We start from the raw sequence: 25131 nt of genomic DNA, 5'->3' as shown, positions 1-25131 counted from the left end.
GCGATCATGCTTTCAGCAGGATTTCATGGCTTCTCCGTAGCTTTCCGGACGCGTTCAGTAACGTGCTGACCATTCGACGCGGAGGGGACCCGATGGGGAAGAAAGCCAGGAGGATCGCGCTGACCGGCGCCGTCGTCGCCACGCTCGGCGCGGGATTCGCCAGCGCCGCACCGGCGCATGCCGACGACGCGCACTACTACATCCTGATCGGCGGCACCTGCGACGGGAAGGCGTCGGTCTACCGTCCGGAGTGGCTGCGAGGCGGCATCGCGCGGGTCGTGGACTATCCCGCCGGAGCCGCCGGCGCGCCCAACTGCGACCAGACCCCGATGGACCAGAGCGTCGCGATCGGACACGACCGCGGCCGCCAGGTCGTCCAGGACGCCTACCACGAGAACCCGAACGCCGAGTTCACCGTCGTCGGATACTCCCAGGGCGCGATCGTCGCGAACATGGTCCTCAACGACATCGCCGACGACCAGCTCGGCGTCGACAAGACCAGGTTCAGCGCCAAGCTGTTCGCCGACCCGATGCAGCCGCCCGGCCCGGCCGGGACCGGGATCAGCGCGACGCTCCCGCCGGGCACCGGCCTGCCCTCGCCGTTCGGCGGCTACGTGTCGTTCGGCGCGGGCCGACCGGACTTCAACGGCGTCCGGTCCATCCGCTACTGCATCCAGACCGACGGCATCTGCGACTTCGACCCGATCCAGGCGGCGGGCGGCTACTTCGCCCAGCACTGGTGCTACCAGTGGCCGCGCCCGACGGACCAGCGGTCGATCATGGGCGACACGATCGCCGACGGCGTCTACACCAACACGTCCGTGCGGCTGGGCAAGCAGGACTGCTGGGGCGGTCCGGTGCATCCCTGACCGCCCGAGCGGGTTTCCCGGCACCCCCAGCGAAGCCGGGAAACCCGCTCCGCCCCCGCTACGACCTCATCGCTTCGCGCCGAACCAGCGCGACAAGTGCTTCTCCAGGTCTTGCTGATCCTCGCCGGTCCAGACCACGTGCCCGTCCGGCCGCAGCAACGCGGCGGGCACGTCGAGGTCCTCGCTGACGTCCACGACGCGGTCGACCCGGTCCGCCCAGCCTTCCGCCGACAGCTGCCCGTTCTGGTCCAGCAGCAGCCCGCGGCCCTGGTGCATCAGCTCGTACAGCCGTCCTCGCTTGAGCGCCAGGTCCCGCATCCGCCGCCCGAGCAGCGGATGCCCCTCGCCGAAGTCGTAGCGGATGTCGAGCGCGAGCACCTTCTCCAGCAGCAGCTGGTTGACCTCCTCGAACGCCATCAGCTCGGTCAGCAGCCGCCGCATCGCGCGCCCGTCCGGATCGGGCGACATCACCACGCCCTGCGCGCGGACGTTGTCCAGCACGGCGTCCGCGACCGGGTGCCGTTCGGTCTCGTAGGTGTCGAGCAGCCCCTCCGGAGCCCAGCCGTTGACCTCCGCGGCAAGCTTCCAGCCGAGGTTGAACGCGTCCTGGATCCCGAGGTTGAGCCCCTGCCCGCCCAGCGGCGGGTGGACGTGCGCCGCGTCCCCGGCGAGCAGCACCCGGCCGACCCGGTAGTGCTCGGCCTGGCGGGTCGCGTCCCCGAAGCGCGAGAGCCAGCGAGGGGAGTGGACGCCGAAGTCCGTCCCGGCGTACTCGCGCAACTGCTGTTTGACCTCGTCCAGCGTCGGCGTCCGCGCTTCCCGGTCGTCGATCACTCCGGCCGCGGGCACGACCACGCGGAACATCCCGTCGCGCAACGGCCCGACCCCGAACCACAGCTGGGTTTTGCGGATTTCCATCACCCGCGCGGTGATCTCGGCGGGATCCGCGGTCGCCTCCATCTCGCCCAGCAGCACTTCGCGCCGGGCGGGCTCACCCGGGAACGCGACGCCGAGCGCCTTGCGCACCGTGCTCCGCCCGCCGTCGCAGCCGACCAGATAGCGCGCCCGCAGCTCGCTGCCGTCGGCCAACGAGACACTGACCCCCTCGTCGTCCTGGCTCAGCCCGACGACCTCGCATCCGCGCCGGATCTCCGCGCCCGCCTTGACCGCGTGCTCGGCCAGCAGCCGGTCGGTGATGGGCTGCGGAAGCCCCAGCACGTACGGATGCGAGGTGTCCAGCCGCTCCGGCGCGGGCCGCGCGATGCCCGCGAAGAAACCCCCGACCGGGTGCGTCGAACCCTCGGCGAGGAACGGCTCCAGCATTCCCCGCTGGTCCAGGACCTCCATGCTGCGCGAGTGCATCCCCAGCGCGCGCACGTACTTCGGCGGTTCCGCGTCCTTTTCCAGCACGACCACGCGCACTCCGTGCAGCCGCAGCTCCGCGGCCAGCATGACGCCCGCCGGCCCGGCCCCCACCACGATCACGTCCACCATGAACTCTTCGTCCCCTGTACCGGAGCCGATTCCCGCCCGCGGTATTTCCGCAGGCAGTGGCTCCGGCGGACGATTGTGGAGCACCACCCGGGCCTTGCCGCAAGCCCCGGGGTGCGCTATATGTTGAAGGGGGGCAGGGAAAAGTCCCGCCCCTTTCTGTCCCCAGCGGACCTCCCTCAGCCCTCCTTGCGGGCCATCAAGTACGCCTGCCGAGTCGCTTCGAAGCTCGGTCCCGGTTCGCGCACCAGACGCGCGTCCACCACGAAACCGGCGTCGGCGAGCAGTTGCGCGATGAAGTCCGGATCCAGCCGGTACGCATCAGCCGCGATGTCGTGCCCGTAAGCGTTCTCGATGCGGCGGCGCTGGTTGTCGCCCACCTGGAACGCGGTCAGCAGCCAGCCGCCCGGCCGCAGCACCCGCGCGAGTTCCTTGGCCAGCACCGGAAGCTCCTCGGGCGGCGTGTGGATCAGCGAGTACCACGCGAGCGCCCCGGCGAGCGAGCCGTCGGCAAGGTCGAGCGCGGCCATCGAGCCCACCTCGAAGCGCAGGTGCGGATGCGTCCTGCGAGCCACCTCGACCATCGCGGGGGACAGGTCGACGCCGAACACGTCGAGTCCGAGCGACTTGAGATACCCGGTCAGCCGTCCGGGGCCGCAGCCCAGGTCGCCGACCGGCCCTTCGCCGACGAGTTCGGCGAAGGCGGTGAGCGCCGCGCGGTCCCAGATGGCGTCCTGAAGGAAGTCCTTCAGCAACTCGGCGTAATTCTCGGCAACAGTGTCGTACGCGGTCCGCGTCTCGGTCACGTAAACAGGTTCGGTCACGGGCAGGGACAGTAGCGCCCGCCGCCGCGCCCTGTCCGGCGAAACGCGCGGACTAGACGCGGGCGCGGGCGATGATCGCGGAAGTGTCGGTTCCAGCGGGCAAAGTACCGAAAGCCAGGCCCCAGTCGCCGCCGAACCGCGTGCCGCAGAACGCGTCCGCCACCGCGCGCGGCGCGTGCCGCACCAGCAGCGAACCCTGCAGCACCAACGCCATCGACTCGACCACCCGCCGCGCCCTGAACTCCAGATCGTCCACATCGGACAGATCCTTCTTGAGCCGGTCGACCGCGTCGTCGAGCCGCGCGTCCCCGCCCGCGGCCTGGCCGACCTCTGCGAAGAACGCGGCCACCGATTCCGGCTGCCGCCCCATCGCGCGCAACGCGTCGAGCGCCGCGACGTTGCCCGACCCCTCCCAGATCGACATCAGCGGCGCTTCCCGGTACAGCCGCGGCATGCCCGATTCCTCGACATACCCGTTGCCGCCAAAGCACTCCAGCGCCTCGGCCGCGTGCATCGGAGCCCGCTTGCAGACCCAGTACTTGGTCACCGCGAGCCCGAGACGGCGGAACGCCTGCTCCTGCTCGTCGTCGCGCCGGTCGCCCGCGGCCGCCAGCCGCATCGACGCCGCCACCGCAGCTTCCGCCTCGAGCACCAGGTCCGCCAGCACATTCGCCATCAGCGGCTGGTCCACGAGCGCCTTGCCGAACGCGTACCGATGCGTCGCGTGGTGCACCGCGCGGACCGCGCCCAGCCGCATCCCCGACGAACTGCCGAGCGCGCAGTCGAGCCGGGTGTTGTTGACCATCTCGATGATCGTCCGGACCCCGCGGCCCTCCTCGCCGACGAGCCAGCCCACCGCGTCGTCGTACTCGATCTCCGACGACGCGTTCGACCGGTTGCCGAGCTTGTCCTTCAAGCGCTGCAACCGGATCGGGTTCCGGCTGCCGTCCGGGAGCACCCGGGGGAGCAGGAAGCAGGACAGCCCGCCGGGCGCCTGCGCGAGCGTGAGGAACATGTCCGACATCGGCGCGCTGGTGAACCACTTGTGCCCGACCAGCCGGTAAGTGCCGTCGCCGGCGGGCCGCGCCGCGGTGGTGTTGGCGCGGACGTCCGAACCGCCCTGCTTCTCGGTCATCGACATGCCCGCGATCAGCCCGCGCTTCGCGCCCGGCTCGCGCAACCCGAAGTCGTACTCGGTCGACGCCAGCAGCGGCTCGTACTTCTCGGTCAGCTCAGAATTCGCGCGCAACGCCGGAACCGCCGCGTACGTCATCGAGATCGGGCAGGTGTGCCCGGCCTCGGACTGGCTCCACACATAGAACTTCGCCGCCCGCGCCGCATGCGCCCCCGGCCGCTCGTCCCGCCACGGCGCGGCCTGCAACCCGTGCGACACCGCGACGTTCATCAGGTCGTGCCAATGCGGATGGAACTCGACCTCGTCGATCCGGTGCCCGAACCGGTCGTGCGTGCGCAGCACCGGCTCGTTCTCGTTGACCAGCCTGCTCCATTCCTGCACCTGCTCGCTGCCGGCCAGCCGCCCCAGCTCGTGCAACTCGTCGCCGACCCACGTCGCGTCGGTGCGCCCGACCGCCTCCGCCAGCGCCGGATCGGCCGCGACGTCGTGCTCCAGCGGCGGAACCTGATTGACGACCTCATGCGTTGCGGGCATCCGAACCTCCCAGTGACCGCACGACGAACGTGCTCAACTCGCTGACCTCCGCCGACCCGCCGCTGGTCAGCGGACCGATCAACACCTCAGCCGCAGCGCCGACCAACGCCGCCGCGGTCACCGCCGCGTCCTGCGCGGGCAACACCCCGGTCCGCACGCCCTCGGCGACGTGCTCGGCCACGACGTCCCGGAACACCCGCCGGAACTCGAGCCGCTCCGCGTCGATCACCGCGTCCACCGGCTCGGCCAGCAGCGCGTACGCCAGCCGCGGCGCCTTCAACGCCCGCATCGCGAACGTCTCGAACACCGCCACGACCCGCGCCACCGGGTCGACCGGCCCGGCCGCAGCCGACCGCACCGCCTCCACCTCGCGCGACACGACCTGCCGGAAGACCCGCACGACCAGATCGGCCTTGGTGGGGAAGTGGCGGTACACCGTCCCGACCGCGACACCGGCCCGCTCAGCGACGGCGGCTACCGAACAACCGGAATAGCCGTGCTCGGCGAGCTGCCGCACCGTGGCGTCCAGGATGGTCTCCCGGAGCGCGTCGAGGCGCTCCTGGACTTTGGGCGTTCTGCGGTAGGCCACGGGAAGAAGTGAACCATCGATTCACAACTTGCGTCAACGGTCGCTTCCCTAATCGGCTTGCCAAGCCCAGGACACTTTCCTTGACCGCATCCGACAAGCAGTCCAGCCCGGGGGACCCTGCCGTGCCCGAAACTCCCAGAACGCGGCTGGTGCGGGGGCTCGCACCGCTGACCGGCTTCGCGTTCCTCACCGCCGCGCTGGATGTCTTCGCGGGCAATCAGCTCCAAGCGCAGGACCCGGCGACGGTCGCGGCCATCTCGTTCACCCTCGCCGCCCTGTTTTTCCTCGGCGGCGACATGCTCAGACGTGGCCCGGCGGCGACCTTCCGGCCACTGCGGGACCACCGCTACGACGTGCTGATGATCAACGTGACGACCGCAGTGACGTGGCTGTCGATGCTGTACGCGCTGAAGTTCCTGGAACCGGCGATCGTGAACGTAGTGGGGCTCGCGCTCGGTCCGTTGCTGACCGTGCTGGTCAGCCCCGTGCTCCGGCCCGGGACAAAGCTCCTGCGCACCGAGGTCGTCATCTCGCTGTTCATCGGCGTGATGATCGCGATGCTGGTCTGGGGATCGTTCACCGGGCACAGCGCCGTAGGCGAACGGTCCACCGCGGACACAGCGATCGGCATCGCGCTCACCCTGCTCACCGGCCTGGGCTCGGTGACGAACGTGATCTACTCCAAACGGCTCAGCGACGCGGGACTGAAGCCCCAATCGGTGCTGGCGGTGCGCTTCTTCCTGATGCTGGCCCTCACCTGGACGCTCGTCGCGGTCAACGATCATCCGGCCGTGGGAACAGCATTCCTCCCGTCGCTGATGATCGCCGTCGTCGGCGTCGCGGCCCCGCTCTACCTGCTGCAGGTCGGCATCAAGCACACCGAGCCGATCACCGCGTCGATCCTGCTCACGCTCTCGCCCCTGTTCGCGTTCTTCCTCCAGCTGCCAGACCAGCGGCTCACCCCGTCCGCGCTCACCTTCGCCGGCGTGGCAGGGATCGTCGCGCTCGTCGCGATCAGCACGGTCGTCCGCACCAAGCACGATGCCGCGGCCCGCGCCGCGGAGGAAGCAGAGCCAGCCGAGGCCCCAGTCCGCCAGCAGGTCCGGCCCTGCACCGGATGACCGCGGCGGCGTGCCGCCCGGCGACGAGACCGGATCCGGCAATTCATTTGCCGCGCCGCCTCGGCTGCCGGGACCATGCCCGGTATGCGCTTCTCGATCAACATCCCGAACTTCGGCGACTTCGCCGACGCCCGGACCGTGGCGAGAGTGGCGGCAGCGGCCGAACAAGAAGGCTGGGACGCGCTGTTCCTCTGGGACCACGTCGTGCACGACAAGGAAATCCGCCGCGGCCAGCCGTTCGGCGATCCCTGGATGCTGCTGACCGCGGCCGCGCTCGCGACCTCCACGCTCAAGATCGGCACGCTGGTCACCGCCGTGCCCCGCCGCCGCCCCGAACACCTCGCCCGCCAGGTCGCCACCCTCGACGCCCTCAGCGGCGGACGCGTCATCTTCGGCGCCGGCCTGGGCGGACCGATCGAGGACGAGTTCGGCAGCTTCGGCGAACCCACCGACCCGGTCGTCCTCGCCGAACATCTCGACGAAAGCCTCCGCCTCCTCGACCGCTACTGGTCCGGAAACCCCGTCGACCACGACGGCAAGCACTACCAAGTCCGCGACGTCACCCTCCGGCCCGCCACTGTCCAGCAACCGCGCCCGCCGGTCTGGCTCGCCGCAGTCTGGCCCAACCGCAGGCCAGTCCGCCGCGCCGCACGCTGGGACGGCATCGCGCCGCTGTTCAAAAACGCCACCCACGGCGTCGCCCCGGCCGCGCAAGACGTCCGCGACGTCGTGTCCTACGCCCGAAAACACGGCGCGGGGGAGAAGTTCGAGTTCGTCGTCGGCGGAGCCACCCCCGCCGACCCGGCCCGAGCCCGCGACCTGATCGCCCCGCTCGCCGAAGCCGGCGCGACCTGGTGGGACGAACGGCAGCTCATCACCACCAGCGACCTCGACCGCCTCGAACCCACCCTGCGCCGCATCAGCCAAGGCCCGCCAAGGGGAGTGGACTAGACCTCGACCACCAGCACCTCGCTCAACCGTTCGGCCAACGGCCGCACCGACTCCGCGGACACCTCGCCGCCCAGCCCTTCCGCCGGAAGAAAACGCACAGTCGTCCCGGTCGTCCCGTCTGACGGCACCGAAACCAGCTCGTCAGCCGGGACACCGTGACGATAAGGCTGCGTCCACGCGCCCTCGGCCCGCCGGTTCGTGTGTACCAGCCACTCGCTCAACGCCGCGACCACCGACATCCCGTACCGCGGATGGCCATCGGGGAGGGGAGCGGCGGGCGGAGAATCGAAGTACCGGAAGTCTTTCGTCGCCATCACCGGCTTCCGCACCGGCCGCCCGTCGTCGCCGACCGCCATCTGCGTCCCGCGCCCGTCGTCCGACACCGAAACCGAACCGTCCGGGTGAAATTCGACGACCGCCCGGCCCGCGCCCCGATCCTCGGCCTCGTCCGCGGCGTAAGCGAGCACCTCCAGGATCAGATGACACATTCCGGTCGGCGCGTACCGCTGCGGGTTCTCCCGGATCAACCGCAAGTGCTCAGGATCGTGATCACGGCACCAGTCGTGCGTCGTCGGCTCAGGCAGCGGCATCCACCCATCCTGCCACCGACGCTTGACCTGGTCCGCGCTCCAGCACATACGTTCGCCGCCATGACCACAACGCTCATCACCGGTGCCACCAAAGGACTCGGCTACGAAACCGCCCGCCGCTTGGCCGCTGCCGGACACACCGTCTACATCGGCGCCCGCGACGCCGCCCGCGGTCAGCGAGCCGCGGAGGAACTCGGCGCACGGACCGTTCAACTCGACGTCACCGACGAAGCATCGGTTCTCGCCGCGGCGAAAACCGTCGAGGCCGAAGGGGGACTGGACGTCCTCGTCAACAACGCAGGCATCGCCGTCGAACTGAAGAGCGACGGGGAATCGGTCGACGCAGCCGAAACCACTGCCGACCTGATGCGGGAAACGTTCGATACCAACGTCTTCGGCGTCGTGCGGGTGCTGCACGCGTTTCTGCCGCTCCTGCAACGATCGTCCGAGCCGGTGGTGGTGAACGTCAGCAGCGCGCTCGGATCGCTGGGCAGGATGACCGACCCGGCGACCCACCAATACGCGTACCGCGGCGTCGCATACCCGGCGTCGAAGGCCGCGGTGAACCTGGTGACCGTGCAGTACGCCAAGGCGTTTCCGGGGATTCGCATCAACGCCGTCGAGCCCGGCTACACGCGAACGGACATCAACGGACGTCGCGGGGGACAGTCGGTCGAGCAGGGCGCGGAGATCATCGTCCGGATGGCCCAGATCGGAACCAGCGGACCGACCGGCACCTACACCGACATCGACGGCCCGCTGGCGTGGTGAGTGCTGCCATGATCGGTTCATGAACGAGTACCGCTGGCCGGACGACCAAGGCCTCGCGGATCGGGCTCGCCAGGCATGGGCGGCGACAACCGGGGCATTGCCGCCCGGGACGCCCGTCACGGGCAAGGTGATCGGACCGCAGCCATTCGGAGTATTCGTGCGGATCGACGGCACGCCTGATGCGGTCGGCCTGGCCGAGGTGACGACCATGCCTCGCGACACATCGATGCCAGCTGTCAGGGCCGCGGTCGCGGGCGAGGTCATCGGGCATGCCATCCAGAACCACCAGATCAGGCTCCGGCTGTCCGAGCGCTGAGTCTGTAGGCAGACGGCCGGGCGAGTGGGTCCGGGCGTGGTCTCACCGCTTACTTGACATAATGTACATTATCGGCGTTTTGCTGACCTGCTGATAGACAGGTTGAGGAGAGGCTCCCTGAGGGCCCAGATGCAGTCAGGCGACTCGTCTCCGCGCGCCTCGCCATGCGAGGCGCGCGACTCAGTCGGCCGCGTTCTTCTGAGGGCACGTCGTCAGCTGAGCTCTCTGGATGAGCCTTGAGGTTGGTTCCCGTCGGAAAGCAACCCAAGATCCCCGACGGGAACCGCCGTCCCAGTCGTGCTTAATTCGTCACCGTGACGAATTAAGCACGACTGGGAGGACATCGAGGTTGGAGCACAACAACTTTTCCGAACGTGCTGACGCTGGCTCAGGCACCTGAAGATCCACTCGACCAGATGAACGCGTCGCAGATCCAGCCCGTCGCCAGGCAGGCTCAAGCTGCTGAAGCCAGCCGGAACACTGACTTTCCGGGCCGCACAGGGCGTCCCGGGACACGAGCGGGCCAGTCGGAAAGCGCTGTCCCCCAAGGGGATTCAGCCCCTCCTCAAGCCTGGCGGAACCCCTCCCGCGGCCATGTTTCATGCATAATCGCTATTATGCATCATATATCAGACAACGGGTAGCGTCGAAATTGTCGGTGCCGTGCGGTACAAGATCACTATGCTCGTTTCCGAGGCACAGCAAGCGTTCTTCGCGGCACGGCGGCCGCGCAAGGACTCGCCGCACACCACTGCCGCCTATCGGCGCGACCTCGCCGGGATCACCGCTCTCCTGCTGGCGGAGCTGGGTCGCGACGAGGTGGACGTCGAAGAGCTGACAGCGCCGGTGCTGCGGGCTGCCTTCGGCGCGTTTGCCGACAACCACGCGAAAAGCTCCGTGCTGCGCGCGTGGTCGACGTGGAATCAGTTCCTCACCTTCTGCGTCTCGGACGGACTGCTCCCCGGCAATCCGATGGGAGCCGTCGCGCGGCCCAAGACTCCCCCGCTTACCCCGAAACCGTTGCGGGGCGAGGAAACGCCCGAGCAACTGCTCACCGCGGCGGCCGACGGCGCCCGGCGCGCGCGGGATCCCTGGCCGGAGCGCGACGTGCTGGTCCTGGCGCTGGGACTGGTCGCGGGCCTGCGGGCAGCGGAAATGCGCGCCCTCACGCCGCGGTCGGTGGTCGGCCGAGACGGCGAGTTGCGGTTGCACGTCCACGGCAAGGGCAGCCGGGACCGGTCGATCCCGGTGCAACCGGCGATGGCGAAACTGATCGAGGACTATCAGGCTTCGTGCCGCCGGCGGTTCCCCCGGCAACGCTTCCCGGCGAGCGAACCTCTGCTGCGGGACCGAGCGGGCGATCCGATCGGCCGCGGTGCACTGGAGTACCTGGTGAAGTCGTGCTACCGATGGGCGGGCTTGCACGACCGGGTGCCGACGGGCGCGAATCTCCACGCTCTGCGGCACACCTTCGCCACGCGGCTGGCCGAAGACGGCGCCACCGCGTCGGAGATCATGTCCTTGCTGGGTCACGCGAGCTTGGCGACGAGCCAGAACTACATCGAAGCCACCGGCCGGGAGCAGCGAGCGGCCGCCGCGAGCAACCGGACCTATCGGGCGCTCAACGGATTGGCTCGGGACGATGCTCCGCAAGAGGGCACTGCGCGGGAGGCCGATGTGATTGCATGAGCGTGTGACTGACGAACCCTCGCGCGTCGTGCGCGCCAGCCGTGAGATCGAGGCCCCCGCCGAGCGGATTTTCGAGCTGATCGCCGACCCGTCGCAGCAGCCCAGATGGGACGGCAACGACAACCTGGCCGAGTCCAAGCCGGGCCAGCGCGTCCACGCCGTCGGCGACGTGTTCGCCACGACGCTCACGAACGGCTGGGTGCGGGAGAACCACATCGTGGAGTTCGAGGAGGCGCGCCGGGTGGCGTGGCGTCCGGCGGAACAGGGTCAGCAGCCTCCGGGGCATTTGTGGCGCTGGGAGCTGAACCCGCTCAGCGCGACGCGCACGGAGGTGACGCACACCTACGACTGGTCGGATCTCGACCCGAACGACACGATGCGGAACACCCGTGCCCGCTCCATGACGACGGAGAACCTGGCGGCGTCGCTGGAGAACCTGGCGAAGGCGGCGGAGCGTCCGCAGTCGTAGGCGGATTCGCGCGGCGTCCGAGTGCTGGCTCGCTCCGCAGGCGAGCTTGACGTCCGTGGCTCGTCGGCAGTGAGTCGGGCAGACGCCGGCGCGGCTCACTGCCGAGAGAGCAATGGCCGGGAGGCCAATGTCAGCCTCTCCCCTACGTCCGGCACCGCCGAGCAGGAGATTCGGCGAGCACCGAGAGTTCTCGCATCGCGGTGAGGGTGCGGTGCGCTATCGGTGTGCACGCAAGGCCGCCGCAACCCAAGCGAAAGCGGGCACGCTCCGCGCTTCCGGCGGGCGATTGTTGATCAGGCTCACCAGCTCCCAATAGCGTTCGACGCGCGGTTCGGCGACCAGGTCGAGCCATTCGAGCAGCGCCCGCGACTCGTTGTCGCCGAGATCGGCGGGCACGATGCGGTCGAGGATCGCCCGTCCGGGCGCTGACTCCGCCGCGATTCCCTTCTTGACCGCCGGGCCAGCGTGCTGGAGAACCAGCGGCCGGACGGTGAGGCCGAACTCGATGCGGTTGTCGGCTTCTCCGCGGAGCCCATCTCCCGCAGGGTGTGCTGGAAGTCGTCGTCGGAGACGAGTTCCGCCAGTTCTATCCAGGCGTCCGCCTGAGCGGAAGTCGGATCGGCGGGCAATTGCGGGGGCACCTCTCGCATGAACTCGGCGATGACCAGCGCGTCCGGATCGTCGACGCCGGCGAAGGCGTTGCCGACGAAGCCGTCGATGAACTGTTGCCGTTCGCGGGCCGGCAATCGGGCGAGTTCGTGCGTCAGGGCGAGTCCTTCGGTTTCGGTGTCCCGGCTCAGGGCGTTGCGCAGGACCGCACGGTTCAGCCGCAAGATCTGGATCTGGGCTTCGAGTGCCTCGACGTGGCTCGCGGCGGCTTGGGCCAGCGTGGTGTGGCGCTCGAGTACCTCTCGCACCGAGTCCAGGCCTAGTCCGAGTTCGCGAAGCGTCTTGATCAGGTGCAGGCGGCCGACCGCGTCGGCGCGGTAGAGCCGGTAGCCGCCCGCGGACCGTTCCGCGGGCGGCAGTACTCCGCTGTCGGACCAGTACCGGATCGTCCGCGCGGACAAACCGGTGCGGCGGGCAAGCTCCCCGATCGGGCAGCGGTCGGTCGACTCGTCCATGGACTCGATCTGCACCTTCCACCCGCTGGAAGGTCAACCCGAATTCAGGCCGCGGCCGCGCTCCGGGGAAAGTCCTTGCGCTTGATCTTCGCCCGCCGCCCGTCGGGATGGTGGAACACGATCCCCTCCGCGAGATGGCCAGGCGAGAACTTGCTGTCCAAAGTGGTCAGGAACTCGCGCAGTCCTTGATAGCTGCGCGGGACGTCCAGCACTGTGGGTGCTTGGAAGTCGAACGGCACGCACAGGTGGTCGTCCAGGGCAAGCGGGTTTCCCTGGATCCGGGGCCCGAGTGCTTCGCACGGGTGCTCGCCGTCCGGCCATTCCGAGACGTCGGTGTTCCCCGCGGCGGCGAGGATCCACTTGTCGTCGGCGGAGGATTCGTCGGTGTCGACGTACCAGCCGTCGACGATCCCTTGCTGTTTCTGGGCTTTGCTCGGGTTTCGGCGCTTTTCGACGCGGACCAGGCGGCCGGAGCGGACGGTCAGGCGGACGTTGGTTCCGTCGAGTTTCTCGGTCCCCACTCCGGCTCCGTCGAAGACCCACGCGCATTCGGCGCGGGGCCGGTCGACCACCTGGAAGCGCTCGTCGCGTTCGAAGAGCGTGGGGATCTTCTCCATGACTTGTTTCCCTCTGCTGACGTGCCCCAGTAGTTCTTCATGGCTGATGACGCCCTCGGCCAGTCCGCTCGCCAGTGACCGGACGAGGTCCGCCACTGACACGTCCGCTTCGACCGCGACGTGTTTGAGTGCCTTCTTCTCCTCCGGGGAGATCCAGGCGACGAGCCGCGACCAGCCTTCCGGGGGCGTCCAGCGGGCCGGGGCCGCGGGGTTTTTGCGGGGCCTGCCTCGCCCTCGGGGTTCGTCCACGGCGCGAACGCTAGAGCACGGGCGAGACTTGTGTCAATTGGCATAACTGAAAATGAGCAGCAGGTCAGGAGGCACTTTTTCGACAAGAAAGCTCAGCGGAGCTGTTCGAGATCCTTCGCCGCCGAGGCGATCTCCTCCGCGAGCTGCCGCAGCTCGCTCGCTGACGCGCCGTCCTGCGCGGCGGTCACGATGTCCTCCGCGGCGCAGCGGAGCTGGAAGAGCCGGTCCTGCAGGGCGGCGATCTCGGTGTCGGACAGCACGACCGCGTCCTCGGGCAGGCCGCTGCGCTGCAGGGCGGTCCGGCGTTCGTAGGCGCGCTGACGGCAGGACTGCCCGCAGTAGCGCCTGCGGCGTCCGACGTTGCCTGCTTCGGGCAGGCGGCGTCCGCACCAGCCGCAGTGTTTCGGGGCGTTCGTGCGGCGCGGCACGACGCGTTCGTCGCCGGTCAGGGCGTGTTCGGCCAGTTCCCTCACCCGCCGGACTCTAGCTGTCCATCACGTTCTCACGACGGGGCCACACCGATGGCGCAGACTGGAACCATGCGTCCACCGTTTCCGTACCTCGCCGACTCGCTCCCCCGCGCCTTCGCCCACCGCGGCTGGCACATCGGCGACCTGGAGGGGCTGGAGAATTCGCTGCCGGCGTTCCAGCGCGCGGTCGCCGAGGGGTACCGCTACCTCGAGACCGACGTGCACGCCACGTCCGACGGCGTCGTGGTCGTCCATCACGACGCGACGCTCGATCGCACGACCGACGGGCGCGGGGCGATCGCGACCCAGACCTGGGCGCAGCTCAAGGACGTCAAGATCGACGGCCGGGCGCCGTTGTCGCGGCTGGAGGATCTGCTCGAGGAGCTGCCGGACGCGTTTTTCAACATCGACGTGAAGGCCGACAGCGCGGTGGTCCCGTTCGTGCGGACGTTGCAGCGGACGGGCGCGGTGGAGCGGGTCGCCGCGGCGTCCTTTTCGGACTCGCGGCTCGCGAGGCTGCGCAAGCTGGCCGGGCCGAAGCTGCTGACCGCGATGGGGCCGCGGTCGGCGTTCCTGTTGTGGGCGAACGGCTGGGCTCCGCTGCTGCAGATCAGCCGGTTCTCGGCGGGCTGGCTCGCGCAGGTCCCGGTGCGGCAGGGGCCGTTGAAGGTGGTCGACGAGGCGTTCGTGAAGTCGGCGGTGCGGCGCGGGTTCGAGGTGCACACGTGGACGATCGACGAGGCGGACGAGATGCGGACGCTGCTGGACCTCGGCGTGCACGGGATCGTGACCGACCGGCCCGATCTGCTGCGCGAGGTGTTGCGGGAGCGGGGTTCGTGGAAGTAGCGGACAGGATCTGACCGCTGCTCCAGACAGGATCGACGACGTGCCGAAGACCTCCGCGCGGCTGCTGTCGCTGCTCTCGTTGCTTCAGGCCCGGCGGGACTGGCCGGGTGCGCTGCTGGCCGAGCGGCTGGAGGTCAGCCCGCGCACGGTGCGCCGCGACGTCGACCGGTTGCGGGAGCTCGGGTATCCGATCGTCACGACGAAGGGGCCGGACGGCGGTTACCGGCTGGACGCGGGTGCGCAGCTTCCGCCGTTGCTGTTCGACGACGACCAGGCTGTCGCGCTGGCGATCGCGTTGCAGGCGGCGACCGGGGCCGGGATCGAGGAGGCGGCCAGGCGGGCGTTGCAGACCGTGCGGCAGGTGATGCCCGCGCGGTTGCGGCATCGGGTGGACGCGTTGAGCTTCACCGCCGTCGAACGTCCGGCGCCGAGCGCGGATCCGCAAACGCTCATGGCGTTGAGCGCCGCCGTGCGTGCCCGGGAGGTGCTGCGGTTCGATTACGCCCCAACGGATACGCCGCCCCGCCGGGTCGAGCCGCATCATCTCGTCACGTGGGGCCGGCGGTGGTATCTGGTCGCGTGGGATCTCGATCGCGCGGACTGGCGGATCTTCCGCGCGGACCGGATCACGCCGCGTACGCCCACCGGGCCTAAGTTCGCCGAGCGCGGGCTGGCCGACGTCGCCGCGTTCGTGGCCGCGCGGTTCCGCGGGACGGAGCTGTCCGGCGAGTGGCCGTGCCGCGGCGAGGCGATCCTGCGTCTGCCGGCGACGGAAGCGGCGAGCTACCTGGCCGACGGCGTCATCGAGGCGCTCGGGCCGGACCGGTGCCGGGTGAGTCTCGGGGCTTGGTCGTGGCGCGGGCTGGCCGCCTCGTTCGGCCGGGTCGACGCCGCCATCGAGGTCGTCGGCCCGGCCGAATTGAAGGAAGCGTTCCGGCAGCTCGCCGCGCGTTACGCCGAGGCGGGGCGGGTCAGCGCGGAGCCTTGCCTTCCCACGCGGCCTTCCACGTCTTCGGGCCCAGCCGGCCCGAATCGTTGATGCCGTTGGCGCGCTGCAGGTCGAGGACCGCGGTGCGGGTCTTGTCGTAGTAGCAGCCGGTGCCGCTGAAGCCGTAGCCGAAGGCGTTCATCCGCAGCTGGAACGTGCGCAGCGCGGGCGCGCAATCGCCGTAGGCGTAGACGAGGCCGGGCCACGCGGGGGTCGCGCCGGGCGGTCCCGGCGGCGGGGCGGGCTGCGGCTTGGGCGCGGGCGGGGTCGGCAGTCCGCCGCCGCCGATGTAGGCGGCTTCTTCCCAGGCGGGGACGCGCTTGCTGCGGGCGTCGCCGTCGTTGGACAGGCCGAGCATGCCGCCGCATTCCCAGGGCTGCCAGCCGCGCATCCGGTACAGGTACAGCGCGCGGTAGTCCTGCTCGCGGGGGCTGGCCTGGTCGGGGCGGCCCTGGCCGCCGACGCTGCGCCAGGTGGGGAGGTCGAACTGGTAGGCGCCGTAGTAGCCGTTGCCGGTGTTGATCGAGTAGCGGCCGCTCGACTCGCACATGCGGAGCTTGGCCCAGGTGCCCGACGCGGGGTCCGCGGAGGCGGCGCCGGTGACGACGAGTTCCATGCCGAGGACGGCGACGACGAGCAGCAAGGCTCTGGCGGCGGCCCGTCTGGCAGTGCGAACGCGGTTGGTCATGCCACGCACACTAAGCACGTGACCCATCGACCACAAGAGTCACACCACACACAGCAGTCTCACATGACACGCCCGGAAATCCCGGGAGCGACACGCCCGGCCCGGCGTGTCGCGCGGTGCGCCGCACGGCGCGGCGGAAACCGGAAGCGACGAACCGGACACGGTTTGCCCCCTTCGGCGGTACCCGTTGCCCTCGCGGCAGTAATGTCCGGCGCGACCTGGAGATTCGCCCTGATTCGAGGAGTCGTGGATGACGCTGGCCGAGACCCGGGACAGCAAGCGGGAGCGGTGGGGCTGGTACTTCTACGACTGGGCCAACTCGCCGTTCTATTCGTCGGTCACGACAGTGTTCGGGGCGCTGTACATGAGCACCGTCGCGGCCGCGGACGCGAAGCAGAACATCACCCTTAACGGGGACAGGGCTTGTCTCAACGCGTCCGGTGCGGACGACAAGCTCAACCACTGCGACGTGTCGCTGTTCGGCCTCCACTTCCCCGCCGGCTCGCTGTGGGGCTATCTGCTGTCGGTGGCGACGATCGTGCAGGTCCTGGTGCTGCCGATCGCGGGCGCGGTGGCCGACCGCAGCCGCAACAAGCGCAAGATCCTCGGCGGGTTCGCCGTGCTCGGCGCGGCGGCGTCGGCGCTGATGTTCTTCATGGCCGGTTCGGACTGGCAGCTGGGCGCGGCGCTGTTCATCCTCGCGAACATCGGGTACGGCGGTTCGCTGGTCGTCTACTACTCGTTCCTGGTGGACATCGCGACGCCGGACGAGCGCGACGACGTGTCGGCCAAGGGCTGGGCGTTCGGCTATCTCGGCGGCGGACTCGCGCTCGCGCTGCAGCTCGCCTTCTACCTCAGCCGCGAGTCCCTCGGCATCGACACCGGTCTCGCCGTGCGCATCTGCTTCCTGACCTCGGGCATCTGGTGGGCCGTATTCACCGTCCCGACCCTGCGCCGGCTGCCCCGCATCCACGTGCCGACGGCGACTGCGCGTGGCGTCTCGGTGCTGCGGGCCGGTTTCCGCGAACTTCGCCAGACGCTCGGCGAAGCGAAGGCGTATCCGCTCACGCTCGCCTTCCTCGGCAGCTACCTCCTCTTCGCGGACGGCATCAACACGGTCGTCACAGTCTCGGCGCAGTACGGGAAGGACGAGCTGCGGTTCTCCGACGAGGTGTTGATCATCACGGTGCTGGTGATCCAGTTCCTCGCCTACGCGGGCGGCGTCCTGCACGGCCTGCTCGCGCGACGCCTCGGCGCGAAGTGGACGATCCTGGTCAGCCTCGTGCTGTGGGGCGTGGTCCTCGGCGGGGCGTACTTCGTGCAGCCGAGGCAGCCGTTGCAGTTCTTCGCCGTGGCGATCGGGATCGGGCTCGTGCTGGGCGGGACGAACGCGCTGGCCAGGTCGTTGTTCAGCCAGATGATCCCGGCCGGGAAGGACGCGCAGTACTACTCGCTTTACGTCGTCGGCGAGAAGGGCACGTCGTGGCTCGGGCCGCTGGTGTTCGCCGGGGTCGGGCAGGCGACCGGGTCGTTCCGGCTGGCGATCATCGCGCTCGTGGTGTTCTTCGTGCTCGGGTTCGTGTTCGTCGCGCTGGTGCCGGTGCGGCGCGCCATCGCGGCCGCCGGCAACCGTCCGCCGGAGGTGCTGTGAGGCCCAGATAGGGTCGGTCGTCGTGACCGCTGCAGACGACGTTGTGCTCGACGACCCCACCGACGCGCTTTCCGCGGCCCCGCCCGCCGGGGCCCGGCGCAACGGTCCGGCCCGGGGACGGCTGAAGTTCTGCTACGGCCCGATGGACTGCGGGAAGTCGACGCTCGCGCTGCAGATCGACCACAACCACGCGCGCCAGGGCCGCCGCGGTCTCGTGCTGGTCCGCCACGACCGGTCCGGCGCGCCGCAGATCACCAGCCGGATCGGCATCGCGCGGCGGGCGACGGAGGTCGCGACCGGCACCGACCTGCGGGATCTGGTGCGCGAGCAGTGGGCGCGCGGGCAGCACGTGGACTACGTGATCGTGGACGAGGCGCAGTTCCTCTCCCCCGCCCAGGTCGACCAGCTCGCCGAACTCGCCGACGAGGCGGGCATCGACGTCTACTGCTTCGGCATCGCGACCGACTTCCGCAGCAGGCTGTTCCCCGGGGCGGGGCGGCTGTTCGAGATCGCCGACGAGCTCCAACCGGTCCAGGTCGAGGTGCTCTGCTGGTGCGGGCTGCCCGGCCGGTTCAACGCGCGGGTCCGCGACGACGTGATTCTCCGTGACGGAGACACCGTTGTGGTGGCAGATACCGAACACTCCGTAGTTGAACCTTCAGCTTCAGCACGGTCTGATGCCGAAACGGTCACGGTCCGTTATCAGGTACTGTGCCGTCGCCACTTCCGCTCAGGGGATCTGGGACCCGCTGCCGCCCAGCACGGTCAGTTACGGTTGTCCTAGAGCTAACCTAACTAGCCCGACTGGGGGATATCCGCACTAAGAAGGCGGTATCCGCGTCACGTCAGAGGGCGAAACGACTCCCTCTGGAGGAAGCTGAAGACCACGGGTGACGCAGCTCATCGTGAGCAGCGACATGGTGTGCCGGGAATCCCTCGGATGCCTCGTTCGTTGCATAGGGTGAGCATCACCCTGGCTCCACCCGGAGCTGACTGAAAGGAATCCCACTATGGCCGACCGTGTTCTCCGTGGAAGCCGGCTGGGAGCGGTCAGCTACGAGACCGACCGCAATCACGACCTCGCTCCGCGCCGTACCGTGCGCTACTCCTGCCCCAAGAACCACGAGTTCGAGGTGCCGTTCTCCGACGACGCCGAGATCCCGACGGTGTGGGAGTGCCGCCTGCACGGCAGCGAATCCGAGATCGTCGACGGCGGGCAGCCCGAGCAAAAAAAGGTCAAGCCCCCCAGGACCCACTGGGACATGCTGCTGGAGCGCCGCTCCATCCCCGAGCTCGAGGACCTGCTGAACGAACGTCTCGCCGAGCTCAAGGGACGCCGGACCAGCCGGTCCGCTTGAGCCTCGGCCAGTAGCTGGCTCCCACCACCGAACAGGAACGGCCCCCGCGACCTCCCCCCGCGGGGGCCGTTCCGCGTCCTGCGGTGGCTCGTGAGTGTTGGCGCCGGTTAGAACCGGCGCCAACACTCACGAGCCACCTACTTGCCGCACCCGATTCGGCTAGCCCTCGCGGGCGTCGGCCGCGCTTCCGCGGTGAACCGCCGGGCAGCGGCCCACGCTGCGAACGCACAGCCGGCAAATGCAGCGCCCAGGACGCTGGAGCCGGTCCAGCCCGCCGCCGCGAAGGCGGTGGTCGTCGCGGCCGCGCCCAGCGCGGAGCCGAGCGAGTAGAAGATCATGTAGCCGCCGATGACGCTGCTGGTGCGGTCCGGATGCACTGCGGTGAGCAGGTGCTGATTGCTGACATGCACCGCCTGCACGGCGAAATCGAGCACCAGCACGCCCAGCCCCAGCAGCCACAGCGACGGCTGCCCGACCGCGAGCCACGACACCGCCAGCAGGACCAGCGCTCCGCCGGTGACGAGTCCCGCGTGTCCCCTGTCCGCCCAACGTCCCGCGCGGGCCGCCCCGAGCGCACCTGCCAAGCCGACCAGCCCGAAGAGACCGATCTGCGCGGTGCTCAAATTCCACGGGGCGGCGGCGAGCGGCAGCGACAGACCGCTCCACAACGCGCCGAACGACGCGAACAGGAAGAACGCGATGAGTCCCCGCGAGAGGAACAGCGGCTCCCGGAACAGCCCGCCGAGCGAGCTCAGCACCTGCCGGTACGTCGTGCCGTCGCGGCGCGGATCCGGCGGCATCGTCTTCAGCGCGAGACCGGCGAGCGCCGCCAGCAGCACCGCGAGCGCGACGTAGACGCTGCGCCACCCCCACAGTCCGGCCAGCGCGCCGGCTGCGACGCGGGCGCCCAGGATGCCGATGACCACCCCGGAGGTCACGGCGCCGAGGGTGCGTCCGCGTTCCTCCGAAGTGGACAGTGCGGCGGCGTAGGCGACCGTCGTCTGCACGACCACCGCGAACAGGCCCGCGAGCGCCAATCCGGTCAGCAGCAGCCAGGTTTGGCTTGCGGCTGCGGCGATTCCGGCCCCGACGGCGGTCAGCAGCAGGTGTGCGGCGATGAGCTTGCGGCGGTCGGCGAGGTCGCCCAGCGGGACGAGCGCGGCGAGACCGGCGAGGTAGCCGAGTTGCCCGGCGGCGACGATCCAGCCCAGGCTCGCGTCCGGCACGCCCAGGTCCGCGCCGATCTCGGCCAGGACCGGCTGAGCGGCGTAAATGCTCGCGACGGCGACCGCACACACCGCGGCGAACACCGTCCGGCGGCCCGTGGCGAGGCCCATGAGTCCCCCAATCAGTAGCGAATTGCAACTAATCGCACCGTACGGCAGAATGGTTTCAAAGAGCAACTCATCGAGGAGGCACGCGATCGTGGGCGACACCCCGGCCTGGACCGACCCGACGTGCCCGGTGGCGCGCACCCTCGACCTCGTCGGCGACCGGTGGAGCCTGCTGATCGTCCGCGACGCGATGGACGGCGCGCGGGCGTTCACCGACTTCCAGCAGCGCACCGGCATCGCCCGCAACATCCTCACCGACCGGCTGCGCCGCCTCGTCGAACGCGGCGTCCTCGACCGGCGGACCGCGGAATCGGGCAAACGGCAGGTCTACTCGCTCACGCCGGCCGGACGCGACCTGTTCACCGTCGTCGTCGCCCTCCGGCAGTGGGGCGAGCGGCACGCCTTCTCCCCCGGCGAAGACCACTCCGTGCTCGTCGACGAGTCCGGGCAGCCGATCCCGCCGCTCACGCCGGTCGCGGCGAACGGCGCGGCAGCCGACGTCGAGACGACCTCGGTGCGCAAGATCTGAAACCCGCCGGGCTCTTGCCCTGGCGACGCGACGGGCTTATTGTCAACGTACTGCTTGATAAAGAGATCGGTTGATAAAGATGACCGTTGACAACGTCGACGACCGGCTGGACCGGGCGTTCACCGCGCTGGGCGACCCGATCCGGCGCGCGCTCGTCGCCCGGCTGTCGCGCGGGGAAGCCACGGTGAACGAACTCGCCGAGCCGTTCCCGGTGACGAAGCAAGCCGTGTCCCGGCACGTCCAGGTGCTGGAGGCGGCCGGGCTCATCACGCGCAGCCGCGACGGCCAGCGCCGCCCGTGCCACCTCAACGCCGCCGCTCTCGAAGAGCTGACCAGCTGGATCGACACCTACCGGCTGACCCGCGAACGCGAGTTCCGCCGCCTCGACAGCCTTCTCGAAGAGACCAAGGAGCAGGACCGATGAACCCGACCACCATCACCGCCCAGCCCGGCAGCCCGTTCATCGAGATCGTCCGCGATTTCGACACGACGCCCGCGCGGCTCTTCCGCGCCTACACCGACCCTGACCTGATCTCCCGCTGGCTCGGCCCGCGCGACGTCGAAATGCGGCTCCTCGAGTTCGACGCGCACTCCGGCGGGGCGTACCGCTACGTCCACGTCGACACCGACGGCGGCGAGCATCTCTTCCGCGGCGTCTTCCATGCCGTGGACAGCGCCGAGCGGATAGTCCAGACCTTCGAGTACGAGGGCGCGCCCGGCCAGGTCAGCCTGGAAACCCTGACCTTCGAGGAGGTCGACGGCCGGACCCGGCTGCGGACCCGGTCGGTGTTCCCGAGCGTCGAGGCCCGCGACGCGATGGTCGCGAGCGGGATGGAACGCGGGATCCGCGATTCGATGGACCGGCTCGACGAACTCGCGCGCGACGCGGAGCAGCCGGGAGCGAGCCGCGTGGTCGTGGACATCTCGATGTCGCTGGACGGCTACGTCACCGGGCCGGAAGCCGGTCCCGGACGCGGGCTCGGCATCGGCGGCGAACCGCTGCACGGCTGGGTGTCCGACCCGACGCCGCGCGACGCGGAGATCCTGCACCGCTCGTTCACCGAAACCGGAGCGGTGGTCATGGGCCGCGCCATGTTCGACGTCGTGGACAGCCCGGACGGCTGGGCCGACGAGGACGGCTACGGCGAGGGCGAGGACCGGATCCCCGCACCGCCGGTGTTCGTCGTCACCCATGCCCGCCCGGAGAAGATCCGGCTGGGCGAACGGTTCCGGTTCGCCACCGGCGGCCTCGGGGACGCGGTCGCCCAGGCTCGCGCGGCAGCCGGCGGCAAGGACGTCATGGTGATCGGCGGCGGGTCGATCGCGTCGCAGGTCCTGCACGCCGGACTGGCGGACGTGCTCCGGATCCACCTCGCGCCGATCGTCCTCGGCGGCGGAACCCCGTTGTTCCCCGGGGGAAATCCCGGACCGGTGCGGCTTGAAGCGCTCGGTGCGGTGTCGACGCCGGGCGCCGAACACCTCACCTACCGCGTGCTGAAGTAGCGATCAGCCTCGGCCCAGCAGCTTCTTCAGCTGGGCCAGGCGGCGCTGCACGCCCCACTCCGCGACCCGGAAGAACGCCTCGGACATGATGCCGCCGCTCATCTTCGACACGCCGATCTCCCGGTCGGTGAAGGTGATCGGCACCTCGACGATGTCGAACCCGGCGTCCGCGGTGCGGCGCGTGAGGTCGATCTGGAAGCAGTAGCCGTGCGAGGCGACCTCGTTCAGCGCCAGCTTCTCCAGCACCGGACGGCGGTACGCGCGGAACCCGGCGGTCATGTCCGCGACCTTGATCCCGAGCGCGATCCGCGAGTACAGGTTCGCCCCACGCGAGAGCAGCGTCCGGCGCAGCGGCCAGTTCACCGTGCTGCCGCCGGGCACGTACCGCGACCCGATCGACAGGTCCGCGTCGCCGACCGCGTCCAGCAGCCGAGGCAGGTCCTCCGGCGCGTGCGAACCGTCGGCGTCCATCTCCACGAACGTCGCGTAGCCGCGCTCCATCCCCCAATGGAACCCGGCGATGTAGGCCTTGCCGAGGCCTTCCTTCGCGGTGCGGTGCAGCACGTGCACCCGCTTGTCGGCGGCCGCGCGCTCGTCGGCCAGTTCGCCGGTGCCGTCCGGGCTGCCGTCGTCGACGACGAGCACGTCGACGTCCGGGAGTGCCTTGTGGAGCCGGTCCAGCACCGGGCCGAGGTTGTCCCGCTCGTTGTAGGTCGGGATCACCACCAGCACCGGTTCGATCGTTTCGGCCCCCCGCGGCGCCTGCGCCATCCGTGTCCTCCGCATCCGGCGGATCAGCCCGCCGCTTCCCCTGCTGTGGTCCCCGTTGTCACTGTCTTGCCGGTACTGCGCCGGGTGCGAAAACGGAGCACGAACCCGCCGGCGACACCCGCGATCGCCAACGCCAGCAGTCCGTACTCCGTCCACGCACCGATTCGATCCGACAGCGTAGTCTGCGTGCGCAGCGGCACGCGCCCGACCAGGGCATCCGCCGTGAAAAGCCCGGTGGAGCTGGTGATCGTCCCGTCCGGGGCGACCAACGCGCTCACCCCGGAGACCGCCGACACCACCACCGCGCGCCCGTGCTCGACCGCGCGCAGCCGCGCCATCGCCAGCTGCTGGTAGCTCATCTCCCCCGGCCCGTACCACGCGTTGTTGGTCGGCACGACGAGCAGTTCGCCGCCCGCATTGGCCGCGTCGCGAGCGGGAGCGTCGAACGCCGATTCGTAGCAGATGAACACGCCGATCTTCGTCCCCGCGACCGACAGCGCCGCGTTGGAGCCGTCGCCGGGACGCATGTCGCGGGTGTCGTCGATGAACGGCGTCACCAGCCGCGCGACGGCGCGCGCGGGCACGTATTCGCCGAACGGCACCAGATCCTGCTTGACGTAACGCTGGCCCGGGCCGGTGTTCGGATCCCAGACGACCGCGGAGTTCTCCGCCGCCCCGTCCGGGGTGCGCACGAGCGCGCCGATGATCGCCGGGGCCCCGAAAGCCGACACCATCTGGTCGACGCCCGGGTCGTCGCCGTCGAGCGGGGTCGAGGTTTCCGGCCACAGCAGCAGATCCGGCTTCGGCGCCTGTCCTGATTGGACCTTCTGCAGCAGCCGGGCGCTTTCGGCGAGGGCGTTCGCGCGCAGCACGCCGCGTTGTCCCTGCAAAGCGAGGCCGATGTCCGGAGCGTTGCCCTGCACGGAGCCGACGGTGAGCGAACCGTTCTGCGCCTCGGCGCCGATCGTCGGCCACATCGCGAGCCCGGCCGCGGCGGGAAGCACGGTGAGCACGGCAGGCCAGACCAGCGCGCGGTCCCAGGCTTTGCGCGTGCGCCAGAGCCGGGCGACGACCGCGGCTAGGCCGAAACCGGTGAGCACGACGGCGAAACCGACCAGCGGCGCGCCGCCGACCGACGCGAGCGACAGGAACGCGCCCTCGGGCTGGCTGAACGCGACCCGGCCCCACGGGAACCCGCCGAACGGGAACCACGTGCGCGGCGTCTCCAGCGCGATGAACACCAGCGCGCCCCAGAGCGGCGCCAGCGGCAGCCGCGCCACGACCCGGATCAGCCATCCGGCGAGTCCGAAGTAGAGCGACAGCGCGAACGACAGCGCCAGCCACGGCAAGGGCCCGAAGTCGCGGCCGAGGAAGTCCTGCAGCCACACCAGCAGCGGCACGAAGAACGCCATGCCGAACACGAAGCCGTACCCGAACGCGCCGCGGAACGACCGCCCGCGAAGGAGCAGCGCGAACGCGGCGAACGCGATCGGGGCCAGCCACCACAGCGGGCGCGGCGCGAAGCTGAGGTAGTAGCCGTAGCCCGTCGCCGCCGTCGCCAGGACGCGCGCGAGCCACGGCTTCCACGCCCGCTTTCGCTTGGTCTTGTGCGAAACGCCCGAATCGGCGTCCGCCACGCTCACTGCCACACCCG

At 69.9% G+C, this 25131-nt stretch carries 27 protein-coding genes; 15 read left to right on the top strand and 12 right to left on the bottom strand.

What is annotated here, in order from left to right; genetic code table 11:
- The first annotated feature begins 92 nt into the window (after nucleotides 1-92).
- The gene (locus tag H4281_RS03015; protein ID WP_220506602.1) at nucleotides 93-869 is read left to right on the top strand and encodes a PE-PPE domain-containing protein; all 777 of its coding nucleotides are present in this window, start codon (nucleotides 93-95) and stop codon (nucleotides 867-869) included.
- Nucleotides 870-935: 66 nt separating this feature from the next.
- Here H4281_RS03015 and rox read toward each other — a convergent pair whose 3' ends face one another.
- From rox to H4281_RS02995, 4 genes are all read right to left on the bottom strand, one after another.
- Nucleotides 936-2363 (bottom strand): rifampin monooxygenase, encoded by a 1428-nt coding sequence (rox, locus tag H4281_RS03010; RefSeq protein ID WP_182889303.1) that lies wholly within the window; start codon nucleotides 2361-2363, stop codon nucleotides 936-938.
- A 176-nt stretch (nucleotides 2364-2539) separates the two neighbouring features.
- Entirely contained in the window at nucleotides 2540-3184 is a 645-nt protein-coding gene (locus H4281_RS03005; protein ID WP_182889302.1) for a class I SAM-dependent DNA methyltransferase, read from the bottom strand.
- A gap of 52 nt (nucleotides 3185-3236) precedes the next feature.
- Complete coding sequence (locus tag H4281_RS03000) at nucleotides 3237-4853, bottom strand: acyl-CoA dehydrogenase family protein (RefSeq protein ID WP_182889301.1); 1617 nt, start codon at nucleotides 4851-4853, stop codon at nucleotides 3237-3239.
- A complete protein-coding gene (locus tag H4281_RS02995; protein ID WP_182889300.1) occupies nucleotides 4837-5442 on the bottom strand; it encodes a TetR/AcrR family transcriptional regulator in 606 nt (201 codons plus the stop codon). The genes H4281_RS03000 and H4281_RS02995 overlap by 17 nt, the downstream gene beginning before the upstream one ends.
- Before the next feature lie 122 nt (nucleotides 5443-5564).
- Between H4281_RS02995 and H4281_RS02990 the strand changes: the two genes are divergently transcribed.
- A complete protein-coding gene (locus H4281_RS02990) occupies nucleotides 5565-6563 on the top strand; it encodes a DMT family transporter (protein WP_312872041.1) in 999 nt (332 codons plus the stop codon).
- An 84-nt stretch (nucleotides 6564-6647) separates the two neighbouring features.
- Complete coding sequence (locus tag H4281_RS02985) at nucleotides 6648-7514, top strand: LLM class flavin-dependent oxidoreductase (protein ID WP_182889299.1); 867 nt, start codon at nucleotides 6648-6650, stop codon at nucleotides 7512-7514.
- On the opposite strand, the gene H4281_RS02980 is transcribed toward H4281_RS02985, so the two are convergent.
- A complete protein-coding gene (locus H4281_RS02980) occupies nucleotides 7511-8104 on the bottom strand; it encodes a hypothetical protein (protein ID WP_246411255.1) in 594 nt (197 codons plus the stop codon). The genes H4281_RS02985 and H4281_RS02980 overlap by 4 nt on opposite strands.
- A 60-nt stretch (nucleotides 8105-8164) precedes the next feature.
- Between H4281_RS02980 and H4281_RS02975 the strand changes: the two genes are divergently transcribed.
- The 4 genes from H4281_RS02975 to H4281_RS02960 all read left to right on the top strand — a co-directional run bounded on the left by H4281_RS02975 (nucleotide 8165) and on the right by H4281_RS02960 (nucleotide 11349).
- Nucleotides 8165-8875, top strand: a complete 711-nt coding sequence (locus H4281_RS02975; RefSeq protein WP_182889297.1) for an SDR family NAD(P)-dependent oxidoreductase — start codon at nucleotides 8165-8167, stop codon at nucleotides 8873-8875.
- A 19-nt stretch (nucleotides 8876-8894) separates the two neighbouring features.
- A complete protein-coding gene (locus H4281_RS45125; RefSeq protein WP_220506600.1) occupies nucleotides 8895-9191 on the top strand; it encodes a S1 domain-containing protein in 297 nt (98 codons plus the stop codon).
- A gap of 663 nt (nucleotides 9192-9854) precedes the next feature.
- A complete protein-coding gene (locus tag H4281_RS02965; protein ID WP_182889296.1) occupies nucleotides 9855-10880 on the top strand; it encodes a tyrosine-type recombinase/integrase in 1026 nt (341 codons plus the stop codon).
- A gap of 4 nt (nucleotides 10881-10884) precedes the next feature.
- Nucleotides 10885-11349, top strand: coding sequence for an SRPBCC family protein (locus H4281_RS02960; protein WP_312872040.1), 465 nt, complete (start codon nucleotides 10885-10887; stop codon nucleotides 11347-11349).
- Between the two features lie 299 nt (nucleotides 11350-11648).
- On the opposite strand, the gene H4281_RS02955 is transcribed toward H4281_RS02960, so the two are convergent.
- The 3 genes from H4281_RS02955 to H4281_RS02945 all read right to left on the bottom strand — a co-directional run bounded on the left by H4281_RS02955 (nucleotide 11649) and on the right by H4281_RS02945 (nucleotide 13812).
- Nucleotides 11649-12473: a helix-turn-helix domain-containing protein gene (locus tag H4281_RS02955; protein WP_220506599.1), complete on the bottom strand. Its 825-nt coding sequence runs from the start codon at nucleotides 12471-12473 to the stop codon at nucleotides 11649-11651.
- Between the two features lie 44 nt (nucleotides 12474-12517).
- On the bottom strand, nucleotides 12518-13339 hold the full coding sequence (locus H4281_RS02950) for an RNA ligase family protein (protein WP_182889294.1): 822 nt from the start codon (nucleotides 13337-13339) through the stop codon (nucleotides 12518-12520).
- Between the two features lie 92 nt (nucleotides 13340-13431).
- The gene (locus tag H4281_RS02945) at nucleotides 13432-13812 is read right to left on the bottom strand and encodes a hypothetical protein (protein WP_182889293.1); all 381 of its coding nucleotides are present in this window, start codon (nucleotides 13810-13812) and stop codon (nucleotides 13432-13434) included.
- A 66-nt stretch (nucleotides 13813-13878) separates the two neighbouring features.
- On the opposite strand from H4281_RS02945, the gene H4281_RS02940 reads away from it, so the two are divergent.
- Both H4281_RS02940 and H4281_RS02935 read left to right on the top strand, forming a co-directional pair.
- On the top strand, nucleotides 13879-14655 hold the full coding sequence (locus H4281_RS02940; protein ID WP_182889292.1) for a glycerophosphodiester phosphodiesterase family protein: 777 nt from the start codon (nucleotides 13879-13881) through the stop codon (nucleotides 14653-14655).
- Between the two features lie 40 nt (nucleotides 14656-14695).
- Nucleotides 14696-15694: a helix-turn-helix transcriptional regulator gene (locus H4281_RS02935; RefSeq protein WP_182889291.1), complete on the top strand. Its 999-nt coding sequence runs from the start codon at nucleotides 14696-14698 to the stop codon at nucleotides 15692-15694.
- On the opposite strand, the gene H4281_RS02930 is transcribed toward H4281_RS02935, so the two are convergent.
- Nucleotides 15627-16331, bottom strand: coding sequence for a transglycosylase family protein (locus tag H4281_RS02930; RefSeq protein WP_182889290.1), 705 nt, complete (start codon nucleotides 16329-16331; stop codon nucleotides 15627-15629). The two genes, H4281_RS02935 and H4281_RS02930, sit on opposite strands and share 68 nt — an antisense overlap.
- 250 nt (nucleotides 16332-16581) lie before the next feature.
- On the opposite strand from H4281_RS02930, the gene H4281_RS02925 reads away from it, so the two are divergent.
- The 3 genes from H4281_RS02925 to H4281_RS02915 all read left to right on the top strand — a co-directional run bounded on the left by H4281_RS02925 (nucleotide 16582) and on the right by H4281_RS02915 (nucleotide 19340).
- Complete coding sequence (locus H4281_RS02925; RefSeq protein ID WP_182889289.1) at nucleotides 16582-17982, top strand: MFS transporter; 1401 nt, start codon at nucleotides 16582-16584, stop codon at nucleotides 17980-17982.
- 22 nt (nucleotides 17983-18004) lie between these two features.
- Nucleotides 18005-18766: a thymidine kinase gene (locus H4281_RS02920; RefSeq protein WP_182889288.1), complete on the top strand. Its 762-nt coding sequence runs from the start codon at nucleotides 18005-18007 to the stop codon at nucleotides 18764-18766.
- 226 nt (nucleotides 18767-18992) lie between these two features.
- Nucleotides 18993-19340 (top strand): RNA polymerase-binding protein RbpA, encoded by a 348-nt coding sequence (locus tag H4281_RS02915; protein WP_009078445.1) that lies wholly within the window; start codon nucleotides 18993-18995, stop codon nucleotides 19338-19340.
- Between the two features lie 137 nt (nucleotides 19341-19477).
- On the opposite strand, the gene H4281_RS02910 is transcribed toward H4281_RS02915, so the two are convergent.
- Entirely contained in the window at nucleotides 19478-20677 is a 1200-nt protein-coding gene (locus tag H4281_RS02910) for an MFS transporter (RefSeq protein WP_182889287.1), read from the bottom strand.
- A gap of 49 nt (nucleotides 20678-20726) precedes the next feature.
- On the opposite strand from H4281_RS02910, the gene H4281_RS02905 reads away from it, so the two are divergent.
- The 3 genes from H4281_RS02905 (at nucleotide 20727) to H4281_RS02895 (ending at nucleotide 22706) form a co-directional block, all read left to right on the top strand.
- A complete protein-coding gene (locus H4281_RS02905) occupies nucleotides 20727-21203 on the top strand; it encodes a winged helix-turn-helix transcriptional regulator (protein ID WP_182889286.1) in 477 nt (158 codons plus the stop codon).
- A 79-nt stretch (nucleotides 21204-21282) separates the two neighbouring features.
- Nucleotides 21283-21627: an ArsR/SmtB family transcription factor gene (locus tag H4281_RS02900; protein ID WP_182889285.1), complete on the top strand. Its 345-nt coding sequence runs from the start codon at nucleotides 21283-21285 to the stop codon at nucleotides 21625-21627.
- On the top strand, nucleotides 21624-22706 hold the full coding sequence (locus H4281_RS02895; protein WP_182889284.1) for an SRPBCC domain-containing protein: 1083 nt from the start codon (nucleotides 21624-21626) through the stop codon (nucleotides 22704-22706). Before H4281_RS02900 ends, H4281_RS02895 begins: the two co-directional genes overlap by 4 nt.
- A gap of 3 nt (nucleotides 22707-22709) precedes the next feature.
- Here the strand turns inward: H4281_RS02895 and H4281_RS02890 are convergent, their stop codons facing one another.
- Entirely contained in the window at nucleotides 22710-23477 is a 768-nt protein-coding gene (locus H4281_RS02890) for a polyprenol monophosphomannose synthase (protein WP_037806192.1), read from the bottom strand.
- Nucleotides 23478-23500: 23 nt separating this feature from the next.
- Nucleotides 23501-25126, bottom strand: coding sequence for an apolipoprotein N-acyltransferase (lnt, locus tag H4281_RS02885; protein ID WP_182889283.1), 1626 nt, complete (start codon nucleotides 25124-25126; stop codon nucleotides 23501-23503).
- Nucleotides 25127-25131 lie beyond the last annotated feature (5 nt).

It is taken from the genome of Amycolatopsis dendrobii (genome assembly GCF_014145675.1).
Taxonomy (GTDB): Bacteria; Actinomycetota; Actinomycetes; order Mycobacteriales; family Pseudonocardiaceae; genus Amycolatopsis; species Amycolatopsis dendrobii.
Note: the sequence above shows the minus strand (reverse complement) of the source record. Positions and strands in the feature narration are given on the sequence as shown.